We start from the raw sequence: 20,697 nt of genomic DNA on the forward strand, positions 1-20,697 counted from the left end.
TCCCTCCATATAAAGCAAACAAAAAGTTTGATAAGATAGAAATATGTTACATTTTTATGACTTTTTAAAATAATATCACAATTCGTCTGGTTCATATAACTAAATTTGTGTTGAAAGGAAGATCAGATCATGAATCCTTCTGTTAAAACGAAACGACGCATACACCAATATCGCAGTGGTCAAATGACATGTAAAACAGATGAAGTTGTAGAAGAATTCCCTTTAACCGTGCTGGTGAATGGTGAAGAGTTTGTCACACTCGTTTGTTCACCGGATCATTTGAAAGAATTGGTGATCGGTTTTTTAGCTTCAGAAGGAGTCATTCGATTTGAAAAAGAGATTAAAAGGTTTACAATAGATGAAAGTATGGGTTTTGCATATGTTGACTTACATCACTCAACTCAGTTCCAATCCTCAGATTTTACAAAACGAGTGATCGGATCTTGCTGTGGGAAAGGAAGACATTTTTATTTTCTCCAAGATGTGAAGACGGCAAAAACAGCCATTGACCGAATCAGTATTTCTGCTGAAACTTGTATTTATTTAATGAAATGTTTACAGGAGGAAAGTCAGTTATTTCAACATACTGGTGGTGTCCATAATGCTGGACTGTGTGATACAGAAAAGCTATTCATCACTAGGACGGATATAGGACGGCATAATGCGTTGGATAAAATCTATGGATATTGTTTACTTCATAAAATCCCACTGAGAGATAAAATCCTTGTATTTAGCGGCCGGATATCGTCTGAAGTTCTGTTGAAGGCAGCAAAATTAGGGGTATCAATCGTCATATCAAAATCAGCTCCTACTGAGTTAGCACTTAAAATGGCAGAAGAATTAAATATAACAACAGTTGGATTCGTAAGAGGAGAATCTTTTAATATCTATACTCATCATCAGCGTATTACAGAATAGGAGGCTAAGTATGGTCAGTATTTTGGATAAAAGACATCGACCATTGCGCGATTTAAGAATATCCGTAACAGATCGCTGTAATTTTAGATGTACGTACTGTATGCCTGCTGAAATCTTTGGACCAGATTATCCTTTTTTAGATAAAGAAGAGCTGCTTAGCTTCGAGGAAATTGAACGACTTGCTGCGCTTTTTGCAAAGGAATTAGGTGTGGTGAAATTACGTATTACGGGCGGTGAACCTTTAATGCGTAAAGATTTGCCCGTTTTGATAGAAAAACTCGCAAAAATTCCAGGTATTGAAGACATCGCGATGACAACCAATGGAACGCTGTTACCTTTGTACGCAGATAAGCTAAAGAAAGCAGGTCTGAATAGAGTCACCATTAGTTTAGATTCTTTAAATCCAGATCGTTTTAAGCAGATGAATGGAAGACACATTTCTATCCAAAAAGTATTTGATGGGATAGAGGCTGCAAAAAAAGCCGGACTTGCTATTAAGATCAATATGGTTGTCCAAAAAGGTGTGAATGATCAAGATATCTTACCAATGGCAGCCTATTTTAAAAAAGAAGGACACATTCTACGATTTATTGAATTCATGGATGTTGGCAATACGAACAAATGGAATCTCAAGCATGTATTGACGAAAAAAGAGATTATGGAGCTAATTCATTCAAAATACCCTATCAAACCAGAACCCCCTCGATATCAAGGTGAAGTAGCCAAGCGTTATTTTTATGAGGATGGGTCAGGAGAGATTGGCATTATTTCTTCCGTTTCAGATGCTTTTTGTGGATCGTGTAATAGAGCTAGACTATCTGCACGTGGCGAATTATTCACCTGTCTTTTTGCATCATCGGGCTTTGATCTGAGACGATTCATCCGTAATTCAGAAAATGATGAATATCTAGTGAACATATTGAAGGAACTTTGGTCAAACAGACAGGATCAATATTCAGCTGAGAGAGAGCAAAAGAAAGATCAGAAAAAAGTTGAGATGTCCTACATCGGCGGGTAATGACAACAAAGTATCATGATCATCGATTTTTGAAAAGAAGAGAAAATGCTATAATCACTGTTGAAAATCTTCTTTTAACATCAGGACAATTTTTCCTATAAGCTCGGTCCTATAAAAAAACAGCAGAGATTCTGCTGTTTTTTTAAAATGCTATTTTGTACCTCAAAATTGACGGAGTAAGGATGAAAAAGAGACTTTTATTCATTTTGTCCTGCTTTACATTGACAGGAACTATGCTAAGATCAAATCAATCTTTACCAACTCGATTTTTTCACTCCTGGAATCTGTCCTTTATAGGCAAGCTCACGAAAAGCAATTCGAGACATTTTAAATTTTCTCAAGTAACCTCTAGGACGGCCAGTTAATTCACAGCGGTTTTTTAAGCGAGTGGGTGAAGAGTCTCTAGGTAGTTTCTGCAAAGCTTCATAGTCACCTTTTTCTTTTAGCTCTTTCCTTAATTGTGCATATTTCAAAACGAGCTGCTGCCGCTTTTTTTCTTTTGCAATTTTTGATTTCTTTGCCATTTAAAACCCTCCTGGTTTAAGTGTGTATGTTCCATTGAAAGGGGTCTTCAAACGTTGTCCAATCTTGAACAAATTCTTCAGGTGTGAGTAAGCATTGATCTAGTGTACGAATAATATCTGCTTTAGGTAAATCTACACCGATAAAGACAAGTTTTGTATGTCGATCACCAAACTCTGCATCCCACTCATCTAGAATGTCTGGTTCCTGATTTAAGATCCGTGATCGTTCTTGCTCAGGCAAGGCAGCAATCCAGTATGCGATTGGTTCAATTGCCACAGATTTTCCGGCTTGTGAAATTAAAATGGTTAAATCATGATGTGTCGCTAGCCATGTAAATCCTTTCGCTCGAACGATTTGCTCTGGCATTTGATCTAACCAAGCATTCAGTCTGCCAGTATGAAAAGGAAGCCTTCTTTCATAAACAAAAGATGAGATTTGGTATTCTTCTGTTTCAGGCGTATGCTGAGAGTGTCCAGCATTAATTTCTTTGATCCAGCCCGCAGAAGCACTAGATTTTTCAAAATTGAATAAACCAGTATTCAAAATATCACTAGGCTGTACATTACCTTTAGAGGTTCTAATAATGGTTGCTTCTGGTTGAAGTTTGGTTAACACGTGCTCAAGCCGATCTAGTTCTGATGCTGATACAAGATCACATTTGTTGATAATGAGCACATCACAAAATTCAATTTGATCAATAAGTAAATCGGAAATCTCTCGTTCATCATCATCTGAAACTGCTTCTTTACGATCCAATAAACTTTCTCCTGACTGGAAATCTGTCCAGAAACGGTTTGCATCTACCACCGTTACCATCGTGTCTAATCTGCTAAAACGTGTCAAATCTATGCCCATTTCTTCATCAATGTAAGAGAAAGTTTGAGCGACAGGAATTGGTTCACTAATACCTGTAGATTCAATGACAATATAATCGATATTCCCAGCCTTACAAAGGCGTTCTACTTCAATTAATAAATCTTCTCTCAATGTGCAACAAATACAACCATTAGATAGTTCAACCAGTTTCTCATCTGATCGAGAGAGTTCGCCACCTTGCTTAACTAATTCCGCATCAATGTTTATTTCACTCATGTCATTGACAATAACAGCTACTTTTAGCCCTTTACGATTCTGAAGAACATGATTTAATATCGTGGTTTTTCCAGCTCCTAAAAAGCCGCTTAGAACTGTGACAGGTATTCTTTTATCCATTTGATTTAGTCCTTTTGAACATGCTCATTTTGTATGCCGCCTCACTTATATAGTAATGATTACGATTTAAATCTTAAAATTATTTTGTTTCCCGATGAAGGGTGTATTTCTTTAATCGTGGAGAATATTTTTTTAACTCCAATCGGTCTGGATTCGTTCGTTTATTTTTTGTAGTGATATAGTTTCTGTCACCTGTTTCAGTACAGGCTAAGGTGATTTTCACGCGCATAATTGCTATAATCCTCCTTTATTTCGTAATGATTACGATTTGTATTTTAAAATGATAAAGGCTGATTGTCAAGTTTAGTATCAAGTCTATGCCAACTCAAATAAAAAAGGGGTATCGTATTTCATTGATACCCCTTTCTATTAATAAAAGTCACCAAGTTCTTCTTCGTAATAATCTTCGTACTGTTGGACATCGGTAGGGAGTTCTTGGAGAAAGGCTAGTCCGCCTAGTATAAACATCAAAACAATCGCGATGAATGAGAGAATAACGGCGGCAATACTTGAAATCGCAAACAGTGTTTGCATTTTCATCATTTTAGCATATTGTTCCAATAATTCTTCGTAAGAAGTATCAGGCGCTTGAATCAATTGTTCAGCTGCTTTCACGGATTTTTGGACATGAATTCCCATCATAATCAGAAAAAACGCCAATGGCAGCAGGAAGAACAAGCCAAAACCCACTGAGGATGGATAGACCACCTGAAATATAGAGAAAGATGCTCCCAACCTTTCCCCACTTTGTTATTGAATGAAGAGATTGAATGATTTTCTCAGTTTGTTGCAATTGTGTTCACTCCTTTATGTATTCACTCTATATCATACTTGAGCAAGTAGTACTTTAGGAAGAGTGAATTGACCTTATTTCTATCTTTTATTTACTTTTTATGGATAAATAAATTATTTTCGAATACGAAAAAAGTAACAATTACTACAATTATAATCGAAAAATTTTGTCGTAAATAAGAAAAGTAGTTTGAAGTAATTAGAAAATTTATCAAAATATGTTGTTAGTTGTCTATCAATTGGTTATTATTGTATTGTATTACCATAAAAATTGGAAGGTGGAATTCATATGTTAGATCGAATTTTAAACAAAATGACCAATGTTCAACCTGCAGCTGCTAGATGTATTTTGCAAAGATTGGTAACTTCTTGCCAATCAGCACCAACTTGTTTCCTTCAAGGCGTTGGAACTTTCCGTTACTATGTGGATCGTGACACAGGTGAGATTTGTACTAGCCAAGAACGCGTTAAATGTGGCTGCTAAATTTAAGTATCTTATTTATTAGGGTGTGAACGCATGAGCATAACTCCAATTTCATTAGTAACAAATGCTATGCAGACGTCAAATAAGCGTCAAGCAGGCCATACATCAAATTCTTTTTTGACCCAAGCAGCGCAAATTGTTCAAGGCGACCATTCTCCAGAAGAGAGAAAGGCGTTATTTCAACAACTGACTTTAGTTCAGCAAGGAAAAGATTTAGAGCTTCATGTTTCTAAATTAAAGGAACTAGAGAAAGAGGTTCAAAAAGAGGGGTCTTCTTCCGTTACTGTGAATCAGCACGGTGATCAAGTTGACATTTCAAATGAAGCTCGCAGTGAGTTTGAACAAGCTGAGGAACAAACATCCGCTTCAAGCGAAGCTAATGAAATCGCTGCAGAGGAAAAAGGGAAGGATGTTCAGCCAAATTCACAGTAATAAAAAATGAGGCATGTGTTTGATGCTCTTCACATGCCTCATTTATCTTTAGTTTGCAGCTAGTCTTGAATAAAGACCGTCTGGAAAAGGTGCTGCATATGAGATGGTATCATTGTCTTCTACCATGATGTAGAACGGAAACTCCTGAATTTGGAATGCGTTTATCAATTGTTCGTCTACCGGAATAATTCGCAAGTTTGTTTCGTTATCACGATATAATTCTTGGTCCTTTTTTTGCCCGTTTTTCAACAAAATACTCAATGAAACGTTTAGTTTACGCTGCTTTTTTGTTTCTAGGAATTGTTCGAGTGATGGAATGCAGTGCGGACATGCTGTGTCAGTGAAGATCAGTAATTGTTGTGTACGATTTGTTTGCAGCAGATCATTCATGTGAATGGGTGATGGCTGTTCGAGAAGTGGATGCGCAAGTTTCTGCCCCACGTGTTCTATAGGTAAAATGATAAGCTGCATCTGTTGTTTTAAATAGATGATAATTCCAGCCGTTAATAGAAGACTGCAAATCATAAGAGCGAGCTGTATAAGAAAAATTGAATTCATCGTATATCGTCCTCTCAAAGTGAAGTTACGCAAAGCTATCATATTACAAATATCAAAAATATGTCAATTATACTAAATGGTGTAAGGTGGAGCATCTCATGAGTACAGTGAACCATTGTTTATATGCAATCTCCTATACTTGGAAAAAAAGTCGTTCTTATCTTCTTTTAACTTTGTTCATTCAAGTGATCGTTGGTTTTATGCCTTTGGCTAGTGTCTGGATTATTCAAACTTTGATTAATGAAATTATTTTATTTATGACGTCTTCAGGTGACATCCAAAAGGTTTTGTGGTTATTTGGACTGCAAATGGTCATTGTGATTTTAGGATATGGACTTCAATTCATTCTTCAGCTTAGTCAACAGAAAGCGACAAATCTGATTGGTCTGCATTTGAAAGGTGAATTGCTTCAAAAAGCGATAAGACTGCCGTTTATTACGTTTGAGCACCCGTCCTTTTACAATGAAAGTCAACGTGTGATGAACAGTCATCAGCATGTTCTCAGTATGGTGAGAAGTATTTTTACAATGATGAGCGCGTTGATTACTGTTGTATCACTTCTTATTTATATGATCGGTATTCATTGGGGCTTAGCGGTCATATTGTTCTTGTTTACCTTGCCTGTATTATGGATTGAACTTTTCTTTGGAGGCGCACGTTATCGATTAAATCGTTTGTTAACGGCTAATGATCGAAGAGAAATGTATGTATCTGATCTCGTCGCACAGCGAGATTCTTTAAAGGAAGTTCGTTTATATGGAATAGGGAATTATCTTCTTCAAAAGTGGAGAGGTCACTACGTTAAAAGTGCAGATGAAAAATATAATTTGCTGAAACGCCAAGTGCGCTGGGAGATGGCAGGCGGGTTGCTCATGACATTGGCCTATGTGTGCTGTGGTTTATTGATTGTCTTTCTTATTTTTCAAAAAAAATTAGCTGCGGGTACGTTTGTTGCAGTGCTACAAGCTGTACAAAACATTCAAAGTGGGTTTCAAGATTTAACGAGGGAATGTTCTAGTTTATATGAAACGAGCCTATATGTTGATGAAATGAGAGCTTTTCTAAAGAGAGAAGAGGAAATGCATGAACAGACGGAAGAGGCAGCGTCGCTTCAGGGAATTGAGCATATCCAGTCCATTACATTAGACAATCTCTCTTTTACTTATCCGAATATGAAAAAACCAGCGATTGAGCATATTCATTTTCATATGAATAAAGGTGAACGAATTGCATTAGTAGGAGATAATGGGTCCGGTAAAACCACTTTAATCAAATGTTTAACCGGCTTATACGATCCAGATCAACAGAATATGCACAAAGTCAATGGAGAGGATATTTCCACCATCCATAAAAAGACCTATCATGCGAGAATGGCTGTTCTTTTTCAAGATTTTATGAAGTACGAATTCACTGTGAGAGAAAACATAGGGTTTGGCCGTATTGATGATATAGAAGAGGAAGAGCGGTTGATTTCAGCCGCCCGTCAAGCAGGTATAGAGAAAAGAATTAATGAAATGGAAGACACATATGATGCGCAGCTAGGTCGCTTTTTTGAAGAGGGACATGAATTGTCTGGCGGACAATGGCAAAAGCTTGCGATGGCGAGAACCTTCTTTAGAGAAAGTGATTTTATTATTTTAGATGAACCGACCTCTGCTCTCGATCCATTGTCGGAGATCTCACTCATTCGAAAGTTGTTCGATCATACGCAGGATCAAGGTGTTTTGTTTATTACACATCGTATGGGAGCGGCCCGCTTAGCAGACCGTATCATCGTCATGAAAGATGGTGCTTTTATTGAAGAGGGCAACCATGATGAACTGATGGCGTTGCACGGAGAGTACAGAAGGCTTTACGAGGCACAATCTCAACTATTTCAACAAAAGGAGATGGTGTAAGGTGAGTGTCTTTTATTTCATAGGCGTCTATTTACTAGGAATCATTTTTGCAGGTGCATGGCTGGATAAAGCAAGGAAACAGAAGGCACATGTTCAGCAGATCAATGCTTATCGGCTGCTGCCGCCTTCTTTCGCGGCACCCATGTTTTATGTGTTTTTGTCGATTGAGTTGGTTTGTTTGATTCATTTGTTTATATGGAACATGTCTATCCTGCCTGCAATTGGCCTTACAGCCCTGTTATGTATTTATACTGGAGCGGTTACGTTCAATTTAATGAGGGGGCATCGTGATATTTCGTGCGGTTGTGGAGGATTACTGGAAAACGATCGCCTGCATTGGGGGATTGTGATTCGCAATCTGCTGATGCTTACTCTTGTGGCAGGGTTATATTATGTACATCCTAGTGTTGAAATGATTTCATTGCGGTTGAAAATGATTTGTTTTCTCATTGCAGCGGCTGTCTGTTTGATCATAGCGGTCAGCCAAGAAATTGTGCTATTGAAGCGAAAGTGGATCGACTCATTCCAGTTTGCAGATGAATCAATTATAGAAGGAGATAAAATGAAATGACAGATATTTTATTAATCATTGTGTTATTAATTGTCATTGCCCAGCTGGCTGTCGTGTTTTTGCTTGCCCGTTTTATCGGGAGATTTATGAATAAAATAAAGTCCCTTGATGGAATTGAATTGAAGGAAGCGGATATTGGTGACCCGGCTCCGTTATTTCGCAGTTATTCGCATGTAGGTGAAAAGGTGATCTTGAAGGAGTATTTGCAAAATGGGCGAGCTGTGATGCTGTTATTTGTGAATTCTACTTGTATGACTTGTAAAAGTATTTTGTCTGATTTGCAGCCTCAAACTTCACATGATGATGCTCATGTGATTGTTATAAATGGAGATGAACAAGCCGATGATGCCTCGCTTCTTCAATTGCTGCCGGAGCAAGCTGTTTATATGCGCTCATCACAAATTATGGAGTTGTATGGAGTAACAGTTGTTCCGCAAGCGCTTCTGATTGATGAACATGGTATCATTCTGAAAAGAAAATCGCTTCAAAATGCGAAGCAATTTGAGCAGTTGGTGCATGCTTCATAAAAAAGCGTCTCTTTCTTCAAGAGACGCTCCAGCGTGTAGACAAACCCTCGCATTCTTTGTCAGTCCTGCGTGCTGGTGCTCACGAATGTGAAATTCGCTCCGCACCAGTACTCGTCCTTCCTAGACTGCAAAGGTTTTCTATCACGATGAAAAGAAGACAAAGGGCTAAAATCAAGTTCATTTTAGCCCTTTGTCAACAATCTAAAGCGTCTCTTTCTTCAAGAGACGCTCCGTTTATAATTCTTTTCCTAAAATATCTAAGTCGTACCGATTTCCGTCCATTTCTGCGATGCGTGGCAAATGTCCCCAAGTCTCAAAGCCGTGCTTCTTAAATAATTTGATGCTGGCTTCGTTGTGACCGAAAATAAAGGCAAGTAACGTTCGGATGCCTAATGAGGGTGCCAATTCAAGCGCCTCTTGTAAGAACAATGACCCTAAACCTTTTCCACGATAGTTTTGGTTCAAATAAATACTCATTTCAACAGTACCGTTGTATGCAGGTCTGCCGTAAAACGTTTCAAAACTGAGCCAGCCGTAGATATTTCCTTCCTCATCTGTTTTCACATAGAGAGGACGTTTCTCTGAATGATTCAAAAACCACTGACGGCGGTCTTCTACTGTAACAGGTTCTGTATCGGCCGTTACTTCTCTTGAAGCAATCGTAGAATTGTAGATATCGACGATCTCTTTGAGGTCATCTTCTGTTGCCATGCGGTTGAAAGTTTTCACCATATGTACCCCCATCTTTTTTCATTCATCATACATATTATTGATGCGATTGCGCAAAATAAAAAGAAAAATGATTTCGTGTGTATATATTTTTTGAAAAGTGTTCAGAATGTTGCTGAGGTGATGAAAAATGAGAGAGGAAGAAAAGAAACGTACTTCCAAAATCACAAAAGTTCAGCAATTTTTCCGTAAGCGCTGGGTATTCCCTGCTATTTACTTGGTCAGCGCAGCGGTCGTGTTAACAGCCGTTCTTTGGTATCAAGCTGTATCGAAAGATGTGAAAGACCAACTATCTGATGGAAATCAAACAGGACAAGAACAGCGTGATGATGCCGTTGAAGTTGGAAAGCCAATTGAAAATGTCGCTATGCCGGTCCAGAATTCTGAGAATGTTTCTGTCGTGAAAAAGTTCTATGAAGCAGATGCTGATCAAAAAGAAAAAGAAGCAGCACTTGTAAACTATAATAACACCTATACCTTAAGCAAAGGTATTGATCTTGCAGATAAAGATGGCAAAGTGTTTGATGTCACAGCTGCTCTTAGTGGAACAGTCGTTCAGGCGAAAAAAGATCCAGTTCTCGGTCACGTTGTTGAAATTGAACATGAAGATGGATTGTCTACTGTTTATCAATCGTTGTCTCAAGTGAGTGTAAAAGAAGGTGATGAAGTAAAGCAGAATGATGTCATCGGTGCTTCTGGTAAGAATCTATATGGTGCTGAAAGCGGCAACCATGTTCACTTTGAAATTCGTATGGAAGGTTTAGCGCTTAATCCACTTAGCTTCATTGATAAGCCTGTTTCTTCCATTGAAAAAGCAGCGCAAGAAGTGACAGAAGAAGCAAAAGAACCTGCTCAGCCAAAAGTTGATGAAAAAACGAAGGAACCTGCTGCTGACGATAAGGCAAAAGAGCCGGCTGAAGAAAAATCTGAAGATAAGTCTGATGAGAAGGGGAAATCCTCTGATCAAGAAAAGTCTTCTGATTCCTCTAAAGACCGCAGTCAGTCAGAAGAAACAAAACAATCTTAATGTCATGTCAGATCCTCTGTGTAGATAAATGCACAGAGGTTTTTTTCTGTCTTTAAAAAAACCTCCGCCATATGGCGGAGGGATGCTATAAGGCGGCAGGTCCTTCTTCACCTGTCCGAATGTTGATTGTATTTTCTATCTCATATATAAAAATCTTCCCATCCCCTGGTTCGCCTGTACGAAGTACCTTTTGAGCCGTTTCCACGACCTGTTCAACAGGTACTTTGCTTAAGACGATTTCAATCTTTAAACGTTCGTACACATTGCTTTCCTTTTTGACGCCACGGTATAGTTCCGTATGTCCCTTTTGTAATCCGCAGCCGTGCACATTGGAAAAGGTAATCGAGGTGACACCAATCTTTCCAAGCTCCACCTTTAATGTTTCAAAATTAGCTGGACGTGTGACAATCTCCACTTTATACATTTTGCTCATAGAGACACCCCTTTTTCTTTAATCTTGATATGCTTTTTCGCCGTGCATCGTTAAATCAAGACCGACTGATTCTTCTTCTTCAGTTGCGCGAATCTTGAAGAAGATGTTGACGACTTTGATGATCACGTATGTGACAACTGCAACAAAGACGTATGTGGCCACGATGGCGACAACTTGTTTCCAAAGTAAGCTTGGATCGCCGTAAAATAAGCCGTTGGCTCCGCCATCATTGACAGATGTAGTGGCGAAAAGGCCTGTAGCAATGCCTCCCCACGTACCGCCGATTCCGTGCAGACCGAATGCATCCAGTGCATCGTCATAGCCGAACTTGGCTTTGAGTGAATAGACGCCCCAGAAACAAACGATTCCGCCGATGATTCCGATGATAATCGAAGCAAATGGTGTGACAAAACCTGCGGCAGGTGTAATCGCTACTAGGCCTGCAATGGCGCCAGAGATTGCACCTAGCATCGTTGGTTTTTTGTTGATCATCCATTCGACTAACAGCCAGCCGATGATTCCTGCAGCAGCTGCTGTATTGGTGTTAATAAAGGCATACATGGCGACACTGTCTAATGTGAGGGCACTTCCTACGTTAAACCCAAACCAGCCAAACCAAATCACAGCTCCGCCAAGAAGTGTGTAGATCAAGTTATGCGGAGAAGAACTTGCCGCTTCTTTTCGCTTCCCGAGAACAATGGCTACGACTAGACCAGCCACACCGGATGATATGTGGACGACGTTTCCGCCGGCGAAATCAAGTGCTCCCATTTCTCCAATCCAGCCGCCGCCCCATACCCAGTGTGCGACTGGAGCGTATACAAATGTGACCCAAAGGAGTGTAAACACGACCACCGCTGAGTAACGAATACGTTCAGCGAACGCACCAGAGATAATGGCTGTTGTGAGGACGGCAAAGGTCATTTGGAACATCATGAACAATGAATGTGGAATCGTGTCACTATATGAACCAGGTTCAAAGCCAACGCCTTTTAGTCCAACCCAGTCAAAGCCTCCGATCCATGCATTGCCTGGCGCAAAGGCCAGTGAATAGCCAAACACGATCCAGACGATAGAGACAATGGCTAGTGAGGTTAAGCTGTGCATTGTCGTACTTAACACGTTTTTACTTCTCACAAGTCCTCCGTAGAATAAGGCTAAACCCGGTGTCATTAACCACACGAGTAGTGCGCAGAAGAACATAAATACTGTATCACCCATTTGCATGCTGCATTCCCCCGAATCATTCAGAATTAATAGATTTCTTAATTCTTCATTATAGAGAGAAAAGTCATATATAACATATTCATGTAAGTTTATCTAACATGGTTTTTTGGTCATTATCAATATAAATGGATGAAAAGTTCGTAAAAAATGAGAATAAACGTGCATGAATCACGAAAAATAAAGGGCGTTTGACCTATAAAATCGAACTGAGAAACAATTTGGTTCGCTCCTCTTGAGGAGAATCAAATAATTCTGATGGGGTACCTTGTTCGACGATTCGTCCTTCATGCATATAAACAACTCGGTCAGCTACTTCTTTTGCGAAGCCCATTTCATGAGTGACGATGACCATTGTCATGCCTTCTTTGGCAAGACTTTTCATGGTTTGCAGCACTTCGCCTACAAGCTCTGGGTCCAGCGCAGAAGTAGGCTCGTCAAATAACATGACATCGGGCTTCATGGCGAGAGCTCGTGCGATGGCAACGCGCTGTTTTTGACCGCCTGATAGCTTTGAAGGGTACACTTTTGCTTTATCCGCTAGTCCGACTTTCTCTAATAAGACATTGGCTTCAGTTATCGCTTGTGCTTTCTTTGTTTTTTTCACCATAACCGGTGCTTCGATGATGTTTTCAAGCACGGTTTTGTGCGGGAAGAGATTAAAATGCTGAAACACCATGCCTATTTTCTGCCTCATTTCGTTTAATTGATCTCGTTTTGGATGAACGGGACTGCCATCAATGATGATCTGACCGTCATTTTTTATTTCTAAAAAATTCATACAACGGAGTAAGGTGCTTTTCCCAGAGCCGCTTGCACCAATTAAGACGACGACATCATTTTCATATACAGTGAGGTCGATATCTTTTAAGACATGCAGTTCTCCAAAGTGTTTATTCAGTTTTTCAACACGAATGATCTCTTTTGATTCTGTCATGCTTCTCCTCCTAATGATCACTGACTGATAGTTTTTTCTCAACGGTTTGCACAGCGAATGTTAACAGCAGGACAAGAACTAAGTAATAGACAGCCACGACAAGTAAGTACGTCATGTTGTCAAAACTGTTGGAGCCTTGAGTGGTGGCTATGTTAAAGAGTTCATTGACGCTGATGAAGGCAGCAAGTGATGAATCTTTTAAGCCGATGATAAACTGATTGCCGAGCGGGGGAAGGGCACGCCGCATCGCTTGCGGGAGAATGATACGTCTCATGGTTAGAAATCGCCCCATGCCAAGAGAACGTCCTGCTTCTTTTTGACCTTGATCGATTGATTGAATCGCACCTCTAAATATTTCTGCTATATAGGCACCGTTATGGAAGGCAAGCGCAATAGAGGCTGCCCAAAAGTCGGGTATATTTAATTCTGTCAGCCCAAAATACAGGATAAAAATCTGCACAATGAGTGGTGTCCCGCGTACAAGGAAGATATAGGCATTTGCGATATAACCGAAAACGGCTACGTGGGATATTTTTAGTAAGGCAAAGAAAAGCCCGATGAACATGCCGATGAAAATACTGATGACAGTGAGTTGTAAGGTGAGCAGCATTCCTTCTAAGAAAACGCCTCTAGAATCAATCAGCGTTTGAAAAAAGTGTGATAAGGTAGGCAAAACAATCATCTCCATTTGAAGAAAGTGCGCCTAGAGAAAGGCGCACAATCGTGGTTTTAATCCTGTTTGACGGTAATATCTTCGTCAAAATACTTTTCGCTAATTTGTCTTAATGTTCCGTCTTTTCTAAGTGCGTCAATCGCATCGTTGATTTCTTTTATGAGCTCTTTATTGTCTTTAGAGACAGCGATTGCTTGCTCACTTTGCCCGAGTCTTTCTTGTGCTTCAATTTTAAGTTTTTTCTTCATGGCTTCTGCACCTGTGGCAAAATCAGTGACGACCGCATCGTGTTTGCCGTTGGCTAGTGCTTCTAAAGCGACAACATCACTGTCGTAATATTTTGGTTCCTGCCCGCTATGTTCTTTGGCAATATCCGCATAGGACGAACCTTTAGAGACAGCGATTTCTTTGTTTTTTAAGTCATTTGCACTGTGAATGTCTGCGCCGGGTCTTGTGAAGATTTGCGGACCGGAGTAGTAATACGGTTGAGAAAAAAGGACGTGTTTTTTTCGTTCCTCGTTGATGGTATGACTTGCAACGGCCGCATCAAATTTACCTGCTTTGACGCCTTCGACGATGCCTGCGAATTTATATTTTTTCTGTACAGGCTCTAGGCCCATCTTGTCACTAATCGCATTGCCGACATCAATATCAAAGCCGGACATCTGGTTTCCATCCATGTAACTGAATGGGTGGAATTCACCTGATGCTGCAAAAATAAATTTCCCATCTTCCAAAATCGGCGACCCTTTCGCTGTAGAATTACGTTTATCTCCGTTCCCATTTGTTTCATTTGAACCGCACGAAGACAGAAGTAATACTGCAACCGAGAAAAGGGCTGGGACCCAAAACCGTCTTTTTTTAATAATAAGCTTCTCCTCCTTTTCAGCCGTTCTCCGTATAAGGAGAAAGTAGGCTTTTAAATATGTGTAGCATCTTACCATTTGTTCCTCATATTCTCAATTTTATATGCGCTTTTCCAACACTTGCCCTTTTTAGAATGTATGTCTTGCTTTTCGGAGAGAGAACTTGAATTGCTAAGGGTAAAAAAGGGAAATGAATCTCATAATAACGAGGAGATAGACAAAGAACGTGTATGTCAAAAGAAGGGGGCGGGTGTATGATCAAATGGAAAAACAACCGAAAAGTCTTTTTAACGGCGATTGCTTTTGGCACGATGTTAAATCCACTGAATTCCTCGATGATTTCTTTAGCCTTGCATCAAATTCAGCATGAGTTCGGTTTGTCATTTACGACGGTATCTTGGCTCATTTCAACCTTTTATTTGGCTAGTGCGGTCACGCAGCCGGTGAGTGGACGAATTGGAGATCATGTGATGAGCCGGAGAACTTTATTTTTATTTGGACTAGTTCTAGTGGCAGTCTCAGCCATTTGTGCGCCGTTTGCCCCGACTTTTGCGGTGCTGATTGTGATCCGGCTTCTTCAGGCGATTGGAAGTAGTGCGATCTATCCTTCAGGTGTTGGACTGATTCGGGATCATGTGAAGGAACGACAAGCTTCTGCTTTAGCGGTATTGTCTATTTTTGCTTCAGCGATGACAGCACTTGGTCCGACACTTGGCGGGTTTTTGATGACGATCGGCAGCTGGCCGGCGATCTTTTTAGTGAATCTGCCATTCATATTGATCAGTTTTTTTCTAGGCCTTTCCTTGTTTCCTAAGGAGAAGAAGAAAAAATTGCGTATCGGAGACACTGTCCGAAAGCTTGATTTGCCAGGGATGTTTCTATTTACAGTTTGTATTGTCCTTTTGCTTTCTTTTTTATTATCACTATCTGATGGTATTCAGTATGTACAGGGCATTCTCTGTCTTGTGAGTGCGGGTGCTTTTATATGGTGGGAATATCAGGTGGATGAACCATTTATCCAAATTCGGATGTTCAGGCAGGAGAAACGGCTTTCACTTGTGTATGTGCAATTTATCATTTTGAATATTTTCTTCTATTGTCTCTTTTTTGGCTTGCCAAGTTATTTTCAAGATGAATTGGGCTGGCGTGTGGAGATGACGGGTCTCTTTATGCTTTGCATGTCTGGCGTGAGCATTATGGTATCGCCGCTGACTGGCAAGTGGGTAGATCGCGGCGATGAACGGCACCCTGTTTTGGCAAGTGCTGTGCTGATGCTGGCCGGCGCTTCCGCCATGACTTTCTTTTTTATTCCTGCGCCATTCTGGGGGAAAGGACTGGTTCTTGCTTTGCTTGGACTCAGTTACGGGATTGGAAATGTTGCGCTTCAAGCTGCGATGTTAAAAGCGAGCCCTCAACAAATGATTGGCACGACCTCTGGGCTTTTTCAAACATGCAGGTACCTTGGTTCCATTCTGTCATCTGCCGTGCTTGGCATGCTGTTTGGTGAGGAAATTGCAGGTTCTCATTTTGAACAATTAGGCTGGACATTGATCATGATTTCCCTTGTCGGCATTAGCGTCAGCCTTTATTTTTCGAGTATGGTCAGAGGAAAACAAACAATGAAAAGAGCGGCTGGGATAAAGTAGAAGAGGTCTTCCATACTTTATCGCAAGCCGCTTAAGAGTTGGACAGGTCTGATCCTTGGTCCTTTTGCTTCCTTCTGAAAATTTTGCCCACAATGTTCTCGTAAAATGTCACGATACGATCAATAGGAGAGTCAAAGAACTTCCATAATTTATTCATGATAAAGACAACCACAATCGATACGATCAAGCTGCCTAATACATCAAATGGATAATGATGACCGACCCAGATGCGGGAGAACCCTGTCAGTAATCCAAAAACAAGCAACATATTGCCGAGTTTTTTATTACGGGATCGAATGGCTAGTGAAAGAGCCAGTGCACCTGTTGTGTGGTCACTTGGGAAGGAAGCGTCTGCTGAGTGCGGGATGAGTGTGTCGACTTTGTGCGCCACAAACGGCCGCTCTTCATAATAAAACAGTGTAATGGCAAAATTGACGATGAGTGCCACGATGCCTGTTACACCGGAAAAGAAGACATGCTTCTTAAATTTGTGATTACCTAAAAACCAGCAAATCAATAAGACGAGGGCATATACGAGAATGGCCTTTTTCGTAATGAAAATCATGGTCTGATCTAAAAACTCAGAATGATGAGCCATCCCGTGTATGACTTTAAACAATTCGTAATTCAAAACATCACCTATACTTTCGCTTAACGCCAACTATTTTTCAAAAGACCTATCTGTTCATTTGAAATATCCTATATTTTAGCATGTTTTCAGTGAAGTTTAAAACAGTATCCTATTCTGATAGGGAAACCTTTTGTGCTTTTGCTTCTTGCGGTTTTCGTTCGCTCCAATAAAAAACGCCCATGCTGAGTAACACGACAACGCCAGCAATGAGATATACATTTGAAAAATCTGTGAAGCTGACAAGCAGTCCGAAGACAAAGGATCCAGCGGCAATCCCCGTATCATACAAGGTAAAGAAAGTTGCTGTGGCGTAGCCTGTACGGTGTGCTGGTGAGTGCTGTATCGCAAGTGTTTGTAGACATGGCACCAAAGAGCCGTAGCCAAGGCCGATGACAGCGCCGGATAAAAGAAGCATGGTGGCTGTTTGGGTAGCGGTCAGCATCCATAAACCAATCGCAAAGAGAGCAATAGATGGATAGATCACAATATGAGGCCCGACTCGGTCAAACAGTCTGCCTGTAAATGGACGTGATCCAAGCATTGCAGCTGCAAAAACAATGAAGAAATAACTGCTTGCACCCATCAGGTGAAGTGAATTGGCATAGACTGAAATAAATGAAATGATCGGCGAGTAACAGAAGGAGATAATGATTCCAACTGCTGCCGTTTTTAAAGCACCTTTTTCAAACAGGTGAGAAAAAGTGAATCGAAAGATGACACTTCCGCCGTTTTCAGGCTCTGGTTGTCTAATCAGCATCGTGAAAGCTGCGCCGATGGAGACGATGATGGAAAAGAGCAGAAATAAAGAATGGAATCCTACTTTTCCGACTTGATTCAGTGCGATAAACGGACCGATGACCACGGCGAGGTTCATCGACATCACAAAGTATCCAAGACCCTCTCCTCGTTTATGTTTCGGAATCATATCAGCTGCAATAGCACTTGCTACGGTTGTCAAAATGCTGAAGAAGATTCCTTGCACGAAACGCAACATGAGAAGTGTTTGGAATTGATCAATTGGAATGTATAAATAAGTGAGCAGGGCAAAAGCCGTTGAAGAAAAAATCGCCATGCGTTTCTTGCCGAATTTCTCAATAATGGCCCCTGAAAATGGTCTTGTCACAATTGCTGATAATAAGAAGACCGTCACAAGGAGGCCGCCCTGTGATTCTGTTCCATTTAATTCATCCATTGTGTATATGGGGAGTAGTGTCAAAAGGGCATAAAAAGAGGTGAATGTAAATAAATTCACCAGGACAATCATGATAAAGTCTTTTGTCCAAATGCGTTCGTTCATGGTGTAAGTCACTTCCTATTCAGTTGATAATTTGTGTAAAAGTGTATGGAGGAGTTGTTTTTCTTCGTAGGTAAAATCTGAAAGACATTCTTCTTCAAATTGTTCCATCGTCTGTTTGATTTTTTTAAACTTTGCTTTTGCATCGTCTGTCATGACGATGAGATTCTCACGTTTGTCTTTTCCTTGGACTCGTTTCACCCAGCCGTTTGCTTCTAGACGCGTCACGGTTCTGGTAATCGTCGGTGCTTCAACGTTCAAATAGGTCCAAATGTCTTTTTGCGTTTTAGGACCGAATGTATCCAAACAAAAAAGTACAGTCCACTGGGACATGTACAAGTCATAAGCAGCAAGCGCTTCGTTCGCTTTTTTAGACAGCAGCCGCGCGCTTTGATGTATTTGATGTAAACACTCTCTGTTTAACGTATCCATAGGCTCACCTTTATTCATTATTTATCTAGGTAAATAAAATCACCTTTCCTATTTTACGTGTTACACCGATGCTTGTAAAGTGAAAATTTTCGGCACTCGAAATGATTTTTTGTTTTGTCTTTTCTGATAAATCCCTTGTCCCATCTTCATTTTTAGCATATTCCCTATGCAATGCTAATACACTGTTACAAACCTGACAAAGAGAGTGTTTGAGGTGAGGGATCGTGTTTGGCATTTGCTACCTAATGGATGAGAAATTAAGACGAACAAGCGCCGCTGAAAATGGATAATATTGATACGGATCTCATTTCACACTTCTCACATCCATTTTAGGGAGGTCGAGTGGTGTGCACGATTACATCAAAGAGCGAACAATCAAGATAGGAAAGTATATCGTGGAGACAAAGAAAACCGTTCGTGTAATTGCGAAAGAATTTGGAGTCTCTAAAAGTACTGTACACAAGGATCTAACAGAAAGACTGCCAGAAATTAATCCAGATCTGGCTAACGAAGTGAAGGAGATACTGGATTATCATAAATCAATCCGTCACCTGCGAGGGGGAGAAGCCACAAAGTTAAAGTATAAAAAAGAAGAAATTTTAGAAGGTGAGCCTGTAAAACAGTAAGCTTTAGTTCTTTGTTCATAAACATGATATATATATCTTCCTCTTATCGGTAGTTTCTAACCACAAATTTTGTAAAGACTTTTGTAAAGAAATATCTTTTTTTCTGCAAATTATGATAGAATATATAATTAGGGCAGAATGTGGTATTTGCTATGGAAACAGATTTTCAAGGAGGATATATATAGATGTTTGCTAGGGATATTGGAATTGATCTTGGTACTGCAAATGTACTGATTCATGTCAAAGGAAAAGGAATTGTGTTAAATGAACCATCTGTTGTCGCTCTTGATAAAAACAGTGGGAAAGTATTAGCTGTTGGAGAAGAAGCGAGACGTATGGTTGGACGTACGCCTGGGAATATTGTTGCGATTCGTCCATTAAAAGATGGCGTAATTGCTGATTTTGAAGTAACTGAAGCGATGCTCAAGCATTTTATTAACAAATTGAATGTGAAAGGGCTGTTCTCTAAGCCGCGTATGCTCATCTGCTGCCCGACAAACATTACATCTGTTGAGCAGAAGGCAATCAAAGAAGCTGCTGAAAAAAGCGGCGGGAAGCATGTATTTCTTGAAGAAGAGCCAAAAGTAGCAGCAATTGGTGCTGGTATGGATATTTTTCAGCCAAGTGGAAACATGGTCGTAGATATTGGAGGCGGAACGACAGATATCGCTGTCATCTCGATGGGTGACATTGTAACCGCCTCTTCTATTAAAATGGCTGGAGACAAATTTGATCTGGAAATTCTCAACTACATCAAAAAAGAGTACAAGCTGTTGATCGGTGAGCGAACTGCAGAGGACATTAAGATCCAAGTTGCAACGGTATTCCCAGACGCACGTCACGAAGAGATCTCGATTCGTGGACGAGATATGGTGACAGGATTACCAAGAACGATTACCGTCACAAGCAAAGAAGTAGAAGAAGCATTACGTGAATCTGTATCTGCCATTGTTCAGGCTGCGAAACAAGTTCTTGAAAGAACACCACCTGAATTATCAGCTGATATCATTGACCGCGGCGTCATCATTACTGGTGGCGGAGCGCTTCTAAACGGGCTTGATCAATTGCTTGCAGAAGAGCTGAAAGTACCAGTTTTCGTTGCAGAAAATCCAATGGATTGTGTAGCAGTTGGTACTGGCGTGATGCTTGATAATATGGACAAGCTGCCAAAGCGTAAACTCAGCTAATGATTTCCCTCATTCTTTTTAGAAAGAATGGGGGATTTTTATTAAAGAAGCCTGCCA

24 protein-coding genes are annotated in these 20,697 nt (G+C 40.3%); 10 read left to right on the forward strand and 14 right to left on the reverse strand.

Annotated elements, in window-relative coordinates:
- Positions 1 to 129 precede the first annotated feature (129 nt).
- Both fdhD and moaA read left to right on the forward strand, forming a co-directional pair.
- Positions 130 to 918 carry a formate dehydrogenase accessory sulfurtransferase FdhD gene (gene fdhD, locus KFQ09_RS11795; protein WP_224558779.1) on the forward strand — a complete coding sequence of 263 codons (789 nt, stop codon included), beginning with the start codon at positions 130 to 132 and terminating at the stop codon, positions 916 to 918.
- 10 nt (positions 919 to 928) lie between these two features.
- Positions 929 to 1,936: a GTP 3',8-cyclase MoaA gene (gene moaA, locus KFQ09_RS11800; protein WP_017360030.1), complete on the forward strand. Its 1,008-nt coding sequence runs from the start codon at positions 929 to 931 to the stop codon at positions 1,934 to 1,936.
- A 254-nt stretch (positions 1,937 to 2,190) separates the two neighbouring features.
- Here moaA and rpsN read toward each other — a convergent pair whose 3' ends face one another.
- The 4 genes from rpsN to KFQ09_RS11820 form a co-directional block, all read right to left on the reverse strand.
- Positions 2,191 to 2,460: a 30S ribosomal protein S14 gene (gene rpsN / locus KFQ09_RS11805; RefSeq protein WP_008343369.1), complete on the reverse strand. Its 270-nt coding sequence runs from the start codon at positions 2,458 to 2,460 to the stop codon at positions 2,191 to 2,193.
- A gap of 16 nt (positions 2,461 to 2,476) precedes the next feature.
- Entirely contained in the window at positions 2,477 to 3,673 is a 1,197-nt protein-coding gene (locus tag KFQ09_RS11810) for a GTP-binding protein (RefSeq protein WP_255835686.1), read from the reverse strand.
- A 79-nt stretch (positions 3,674 to 3,752) separates the two neighbouring features.
- The gene (gene rpmG, locus KFQ09_RS11815) at positions 3,753 to 3,902 is read right to left on the reverse strand and encodes a 50S ribosomal protein L33 (protein WP_003214771.1); all 150 of its coding nucleotides are present in this window, start codon (positions 3,900 to 3,902) and stop codon (positions 3,753 to 3,755) included.
- A gap of 140 nt (positions 3,903 to 4,042) precedes the next feature.
- Complete coding sequence (locus KFQ09_RS11820) at positions 4,043 to 4,363, reverse strand: hypothetical protein (protein WP_255835687.1); 321 nt, start codon at positions 4,361 to 4,363, stop codon at positions 4,043 to 4,045.
- 619 nt (positions 4,364 to 4,982) lie between these two features.
- On the opposite strand from KFQ09_RS11820, the gene KFQ09_RS11825 reads away from it, so the two are divergent.
- Positions 4,983 to 5,381 (forward strand): hypothetical protein, encoded by a 399-nt coding sequence (locus KFQ09_RS11825; protein ID WP_007497596.1) that lies wholly within the window; start codon positions 4,983 to 4,985, stop codon positions 5,379 to 5,381.
- A gap of 48 nt (positions 5,382 to 5,429) precedes the next feature.
- Here KFQ09_RS11825 and KFQ09_RS11830 read toward each other — a convergent pair whose 3' ends face one another.
- Positions 5,430 to 5,939 carry a hypothetical protein gene (locus KFQ09_RS11830; protein ID WP_017360027.1) on the reverse strand — a complete coding sequence of 170 codons (510 nt, stop codon included), beginning with the start codon at positions 5,937 to 5,939 and terminating at the stop codon, positions 5,430 to 5,432.
- Between the two features lie 98 nt (positions 5,940 to 6,037).
- On the opposite strand from KFQ09_RS11830, the gene KFQ09_RS11835 reads away from it, so the two are divergent.
- Genes KFQ09_RS11835 through KFQ09_RS11845 form a run of 3 tightly spaced genes read left to right on the forward strand, consistent with a single transcriptional unit; the run spans position 6,038 to position 8,935 of the window.
- Positions 6,038 to 7,837, forward strand: coding sequence for an ABC transporter ATP-binding protein (locus tag KFQ09_RS11835; RefSeq protein WP_017360026.1), 1,800 nt, complete (start codon positions 6,038 to 6,040; stop codon positions 7,835 to 7,837).
- A gap of 1 nt (position 7,838) precedes the next feature.
- Positions 7,839 to 8,408, forward strand: a complete 570-nt coding sequence (locus tag KFQ09_RS11840; RefSeq protein WP_255835688.1) for a MauE/DoxX family redox-associated membrane protein — start codon at positions 7,839 to 7,841, stop codon at positions 8,406 to 8,408.
- Positions 8,405 to 8,935: a TlpA family protein disulfide reductase gene (locus tag KFQ09_RS11845; protein ID WP_039165310.1), complete on the forward strand. Its 531-nt coding sequence runs from the start codon at positions 8,405 to 8,407 to the stop codon at positions 8,933 to 8,935. Before KFQ09_RS11840 ends, KFQ09_RS11845 begins: the two co-directional genes overlap by 4 nt.
- A 234-nt stretch (positions 8,936 to 9,169) precedes the next feature.
- Here the strand turns inward: KFQ09_RS11845 and KFQ09_RS11850 are convergent, their stop codons facing one another.
- A complete protein-coding gene (locus tag KFQ09_RS11850; RefSeq protein WP_008343345.1) occupies positions 9,170 to 9,667 on the reverse strand; it encodes a GNAT family N-acetyltransferase in 498 nt (165 codons plus the stop codon).
- Positions 9,668 to 9,794: 127 nt separating this feature from the next.
- Between KFQ09_RS11850 and KFQ09_RS11855 the strand changes: the two genes are divergently transcribed.
- On the forward strand, positions 9,795 to 10,691 hold the full coding sequence (locus tag KFQ09_RS11855) for a stage II sporulation protein SpoIIQ (protein ID WP_039165313.1): 897 nt from the start codon (positions 9,795 to 9,797) through the stop codon (positions 10,689 to 10,691).
- 85 nt (positions 10,692 to 10,776) lie between these two features.
- Here the strand turns inward: KFQ09_RS11855 and KFQ09_RS11860 are convergent, their stop codons facing one another.
- From KFQ09_RS11860 to KFQ09_RS11880, 5 genes are all read right to left on the reverse strand, one after another.
- The gene (locus KFQ09_RS11860) at positions 10,777 to 11,124 is read right to left on the reverse strand and encodes a P-II family nitrogen regulator (protein ID WP_007497589.1); all 348 of its coding nucleotides are present in this window, start codon (positions 11,122 to 11,124) and stop codon (positions 10,777 to 10,779) included.
- Between the two features lie 18 nt (positions 11,125 to 11,142).
- A complete protein-coding gene (locus tag KFQ09_RS11865; protein WP_008343343.1) occupies positions 11,143 to 12,351 on the reverse strand; it encodes an ammonium transporter in 1,209 nt (402 codons plus the stop codon).
- A gap of 193 nt (positions 12,352 to 12,544) precedes the next feature.
- Positions 12,545 to 13,285: an amino acid ABC transporter ATP-binding protein gene (locus KFQ09_RS11870; RefSeq protein WP_045033939.1), complete on the reverse strand. Its 741-nt coding sequence runs from the start codon at positions 13,283 to 13,285 to the stop codon at positions 12,545 to 12,547.
- A gap of 10 nt (positions 13,286 to 13,295) precedes the next feature.
- Entirely contained in the window at positions 13,296 to 13,973 is a 678-nt protein-coding gene (locus KFQ09_RS11875; protein WP_081832172.1) for an amino acid ABC transporter permease, read from the reverse strand.
- 41 nt (positions 13,974 to 14,014) lie between these two features.
- Entirely contained in the window at positions 14,015 to 14,902 is an 888-nt protein-coding gene (locus tag KFQ09_RS11880; RefSeq protein ID WP_255835689.1) for a transporter substrate-binding domain-containing protein, read from the reverse strand.
- Between the two features lie 176 nt (positions 14,903 to 15,078).
- Between KFQ09_RS11880 and KFQ09_RS11885 the strand changes: the two genes are divergently transcribed.
- Positions 15,079 to 16,470, forward strand: a complete 1,392-nt coding sequence (locus tag KFQ09_RS11885) for an MFS transporter (protein ID WP_060832716.1) — start codon at positions 15,079 to 15,081, stop codon at positions 16,468 to 16,470.
- A 31-nt stretch (positions 16,471 to 16,501) separates the two neighbouring features.
- On the opposite strand, the gene KFQ09_RS11890 is transcribed toward KFQ09_RS11885, so the two are convergent.
- The 3 genes from KFQ09_RS11890 to KFQ09_RS11900 all read right to left on the reverse strand — a co-directional run bounded on the left by KFQ09_RS11890 (position 16,502) and on the right by KFQ09_RS11900 (position 18,827).
- Positions 16,502 to 17,101, reverse strand: a complete 600-nt coding sequence (locus KFQ09_RS11890; RefSeq protein WP_129547934.1) for an undecaprenyl-diphosphatase — start codon at positions 17,099 to 17,101, stop codon at positions 16,502 to 16,504.
- A gap of 109 nt (positions 17,102 to 17,210) precedes the next feature.
- Positions 17,211 to 18,398 (reverse strand): MFS transporter, encoded by a 1,188-nt coding sequence (locus KFQ09_RS11895; protein WP_024718734.1) that lies wholly within the window; start codon positions 18,396 to 18,398, stop codon positions 17,211 to 17,213.
- Between the two features lie 15 nt (positions 18,399 to 18,413).
- Positions 18,414 to 18,827, reverse strand: coding sequence for a MarR family winged helix-turn-helix transcriptional regulator (locus KFQ09_RS11900; protein WP_026050165.1), 414 nt, complete (start codon positions 18,825 to 18,827; stop codon positions 18,414 to 18,416).
- Positions 18,828 to 19,174: 347 nt separating this feature from the next.
- On the opposite strand from KFQ09_RS11900, the gene spoIIID reads away from it, so the two are divergent.
- Both spoIIID and mbl read left to right on the forward strand, forming a co-directional pair.
- Positions 19,175 to 19,453 (forward strand): sporulation transcriptional regulator SpoIIID, encoded by a 279-nt coding sequence (gene spoIIID, locus KFQ09_RS11905; RefSeq protein WP_008343327.1) that lies wholly within the window; start codon positions 19,175 to 19,177, stop codon positions 19,451 to 19,453.
- A 185-nt stretch (positions 19,454 to 19,638) separates the two neighbouring features.
- Positions 19,639 to 20,640, forward strand: coding sequence for a cell shape-determining protein Mbl (mbl, locus tag KFQ09_RS11910; protein ID WP_007497573.1), 1,002 nt, complete (start codon positions 19,639 to 19,641; stop codon positions 20,638 to 20,640).
- Positions 20,641 to 20,697: the final 57 nt, after the last annotated feature.

This window comes from Bacillus sp. FS02 (assembly GCF_024398395.1).
Taxonomy (GTDB): Bacteria; Bacillota; Bacilli; order Bacillales; family Bacillaceae; genus Bacillus; species Bacillus altitudinis.

Excerpts from the sequence above, each read along its gene's own strand:
- KFQ09_RS11835 (WP_017360026.1), top strand. The coding sequence starts at position 6,038 with ATGAGTACAGTGAACCATTGTTTATATGCAATCTCCTATACTTGGAAA.
- KFQ09_RS11865 (WP_008343343.1), bottom strand. The coding sequence starts at position 12,351 with ATGCAAATGGGTGATACAGTATTTATGTTCTTCTGCGCACTACTCGTG.
- KFQ09_RS11885 (WP_060832716.1), top strand. The coding sequence starts at position 15,079 with ATGATCAAATGGAAAAACAACCGAAAAGTCTTTTTAACGGCGATTGCT.
- fdhD (WP_224558779.1), top strand. The coding sequence starts at position 130 with ATGAATCCTTCTGTTAAAACGAAACGACGCATACACCAATATCGCAGT.
- KFQ09_RS11830 (WP_017360027.1), bottom strand. The coding sequence starts at position 5,939 with ATGAATTCAATTTTTCTTATACAGCTCGCTCTTATGATTTGCAGTCTT.
- KFQ09_RS11870 (WP_045033939.1), bottom strand. The coding sequence starts at position 13,285 with ATGACAGAATCAAAAGAGATCATTCGTGTTGAAAAACTGAATAAACAC.
- KFQ09_RS11880 (WP_255835689.1), bottom strand. The coding sequence starts at position 14,902 with ATGGTAAGATGCTACACATATTTAAAAGCCTACTTTCTCCTTATACGG.
- KFQ09_RS11855 (WP_039165313.1), top strand. The coding sequence starts at position 9,795 with ATGAGAGAGGAAGAAAAGAAACGTACTTCCAAAATCACAAAAGTTCAG.
- moaA (WP_017360030.1), top strand. The coding sequence starts at position 929 with ATGGTCAGTATTTTGGATAAAAGACATCGACCATTGCGCGATTTAAGA.
- KFQ09_RS11875 (WP_081832172.1), bottom strand. The coding sequence starts at position 13,973 with ATGGAGATGATTGTTTTGCCTACCTTATCACACTTTTTTCAAACGCTG.
- KFQ09_RS11810 (WP_255835686.1), bottom strand. The coding sequence starts at position 3,673 with ATGGATAAAAGAATACCTGTCACAGTTCTAAGCGGCTTTTTAGGAGCT.
- mbl (WP_007497573.1), top strand. The coding sequence starts at position 19,639 with ATGTTTGCTAGGGATATTGGAATTGATCTTGGTACTGCAAATGTACTG.
- KFQ09_RS11860 (WP_007497589.1), bottom strand. The coding sequence starts at position 11,124 with ATGAGCAAAATGTATAAAGTGGAGATTGTCACACGTCCAGCTAATTTT.
- KFQ09_RS11850 (WP_008343345.1), bottom strand. The coding sequence starts at position 9,667 with ATGGTGAAAACTTTCAACCGCATGGCAACAGAAGATGACCTCAAAGAG.
- KFQ09_RS11900 (WP_026050165.1), bottom strand. The coding sequence starts at position 18,827 with ATGGATACGTTAAACAGAGAGTGTTTACATCAAATACATCAAAGCGCG.
- rpmG (WP_003214771.1), bottom strand. The coding sequence starts at position 3,902 with ATGCGCGTGAAAATCACCTTAGCCTGTACTGAAACAGGTGACAGAAAC.
- KFQ09_RS11895 (WP_024718734.1), bottom strand. The coding sequence starts at position 18,398 with ATGAACGAACGCATTTGGACAAAAGACTTTATCATGATTGTCCTGGTG.
- KFQ09_RS11825 (WP_007497596.1), top strand. The coding sequence starts at position 4,983 with ATGAGCATAACTCCAATTTCATTAGTAACAAATGCTATGCAGACGTCA.
- rpsN (WP_008343369.1), bottom strand. The coding sequence starts at position 2,460 with ATGGCAAAGAAATCAAAAATTGCAAAAGAAAAAAAGCGGCAGCAGCTC.
- KFQ09_RS11845 (WP_039165310.1), top strand. The coding sequence starts at position 8,405 with ATGACAGATATTTTATTAATCATTGTGTTATTAATTGTCATTGCCCAG.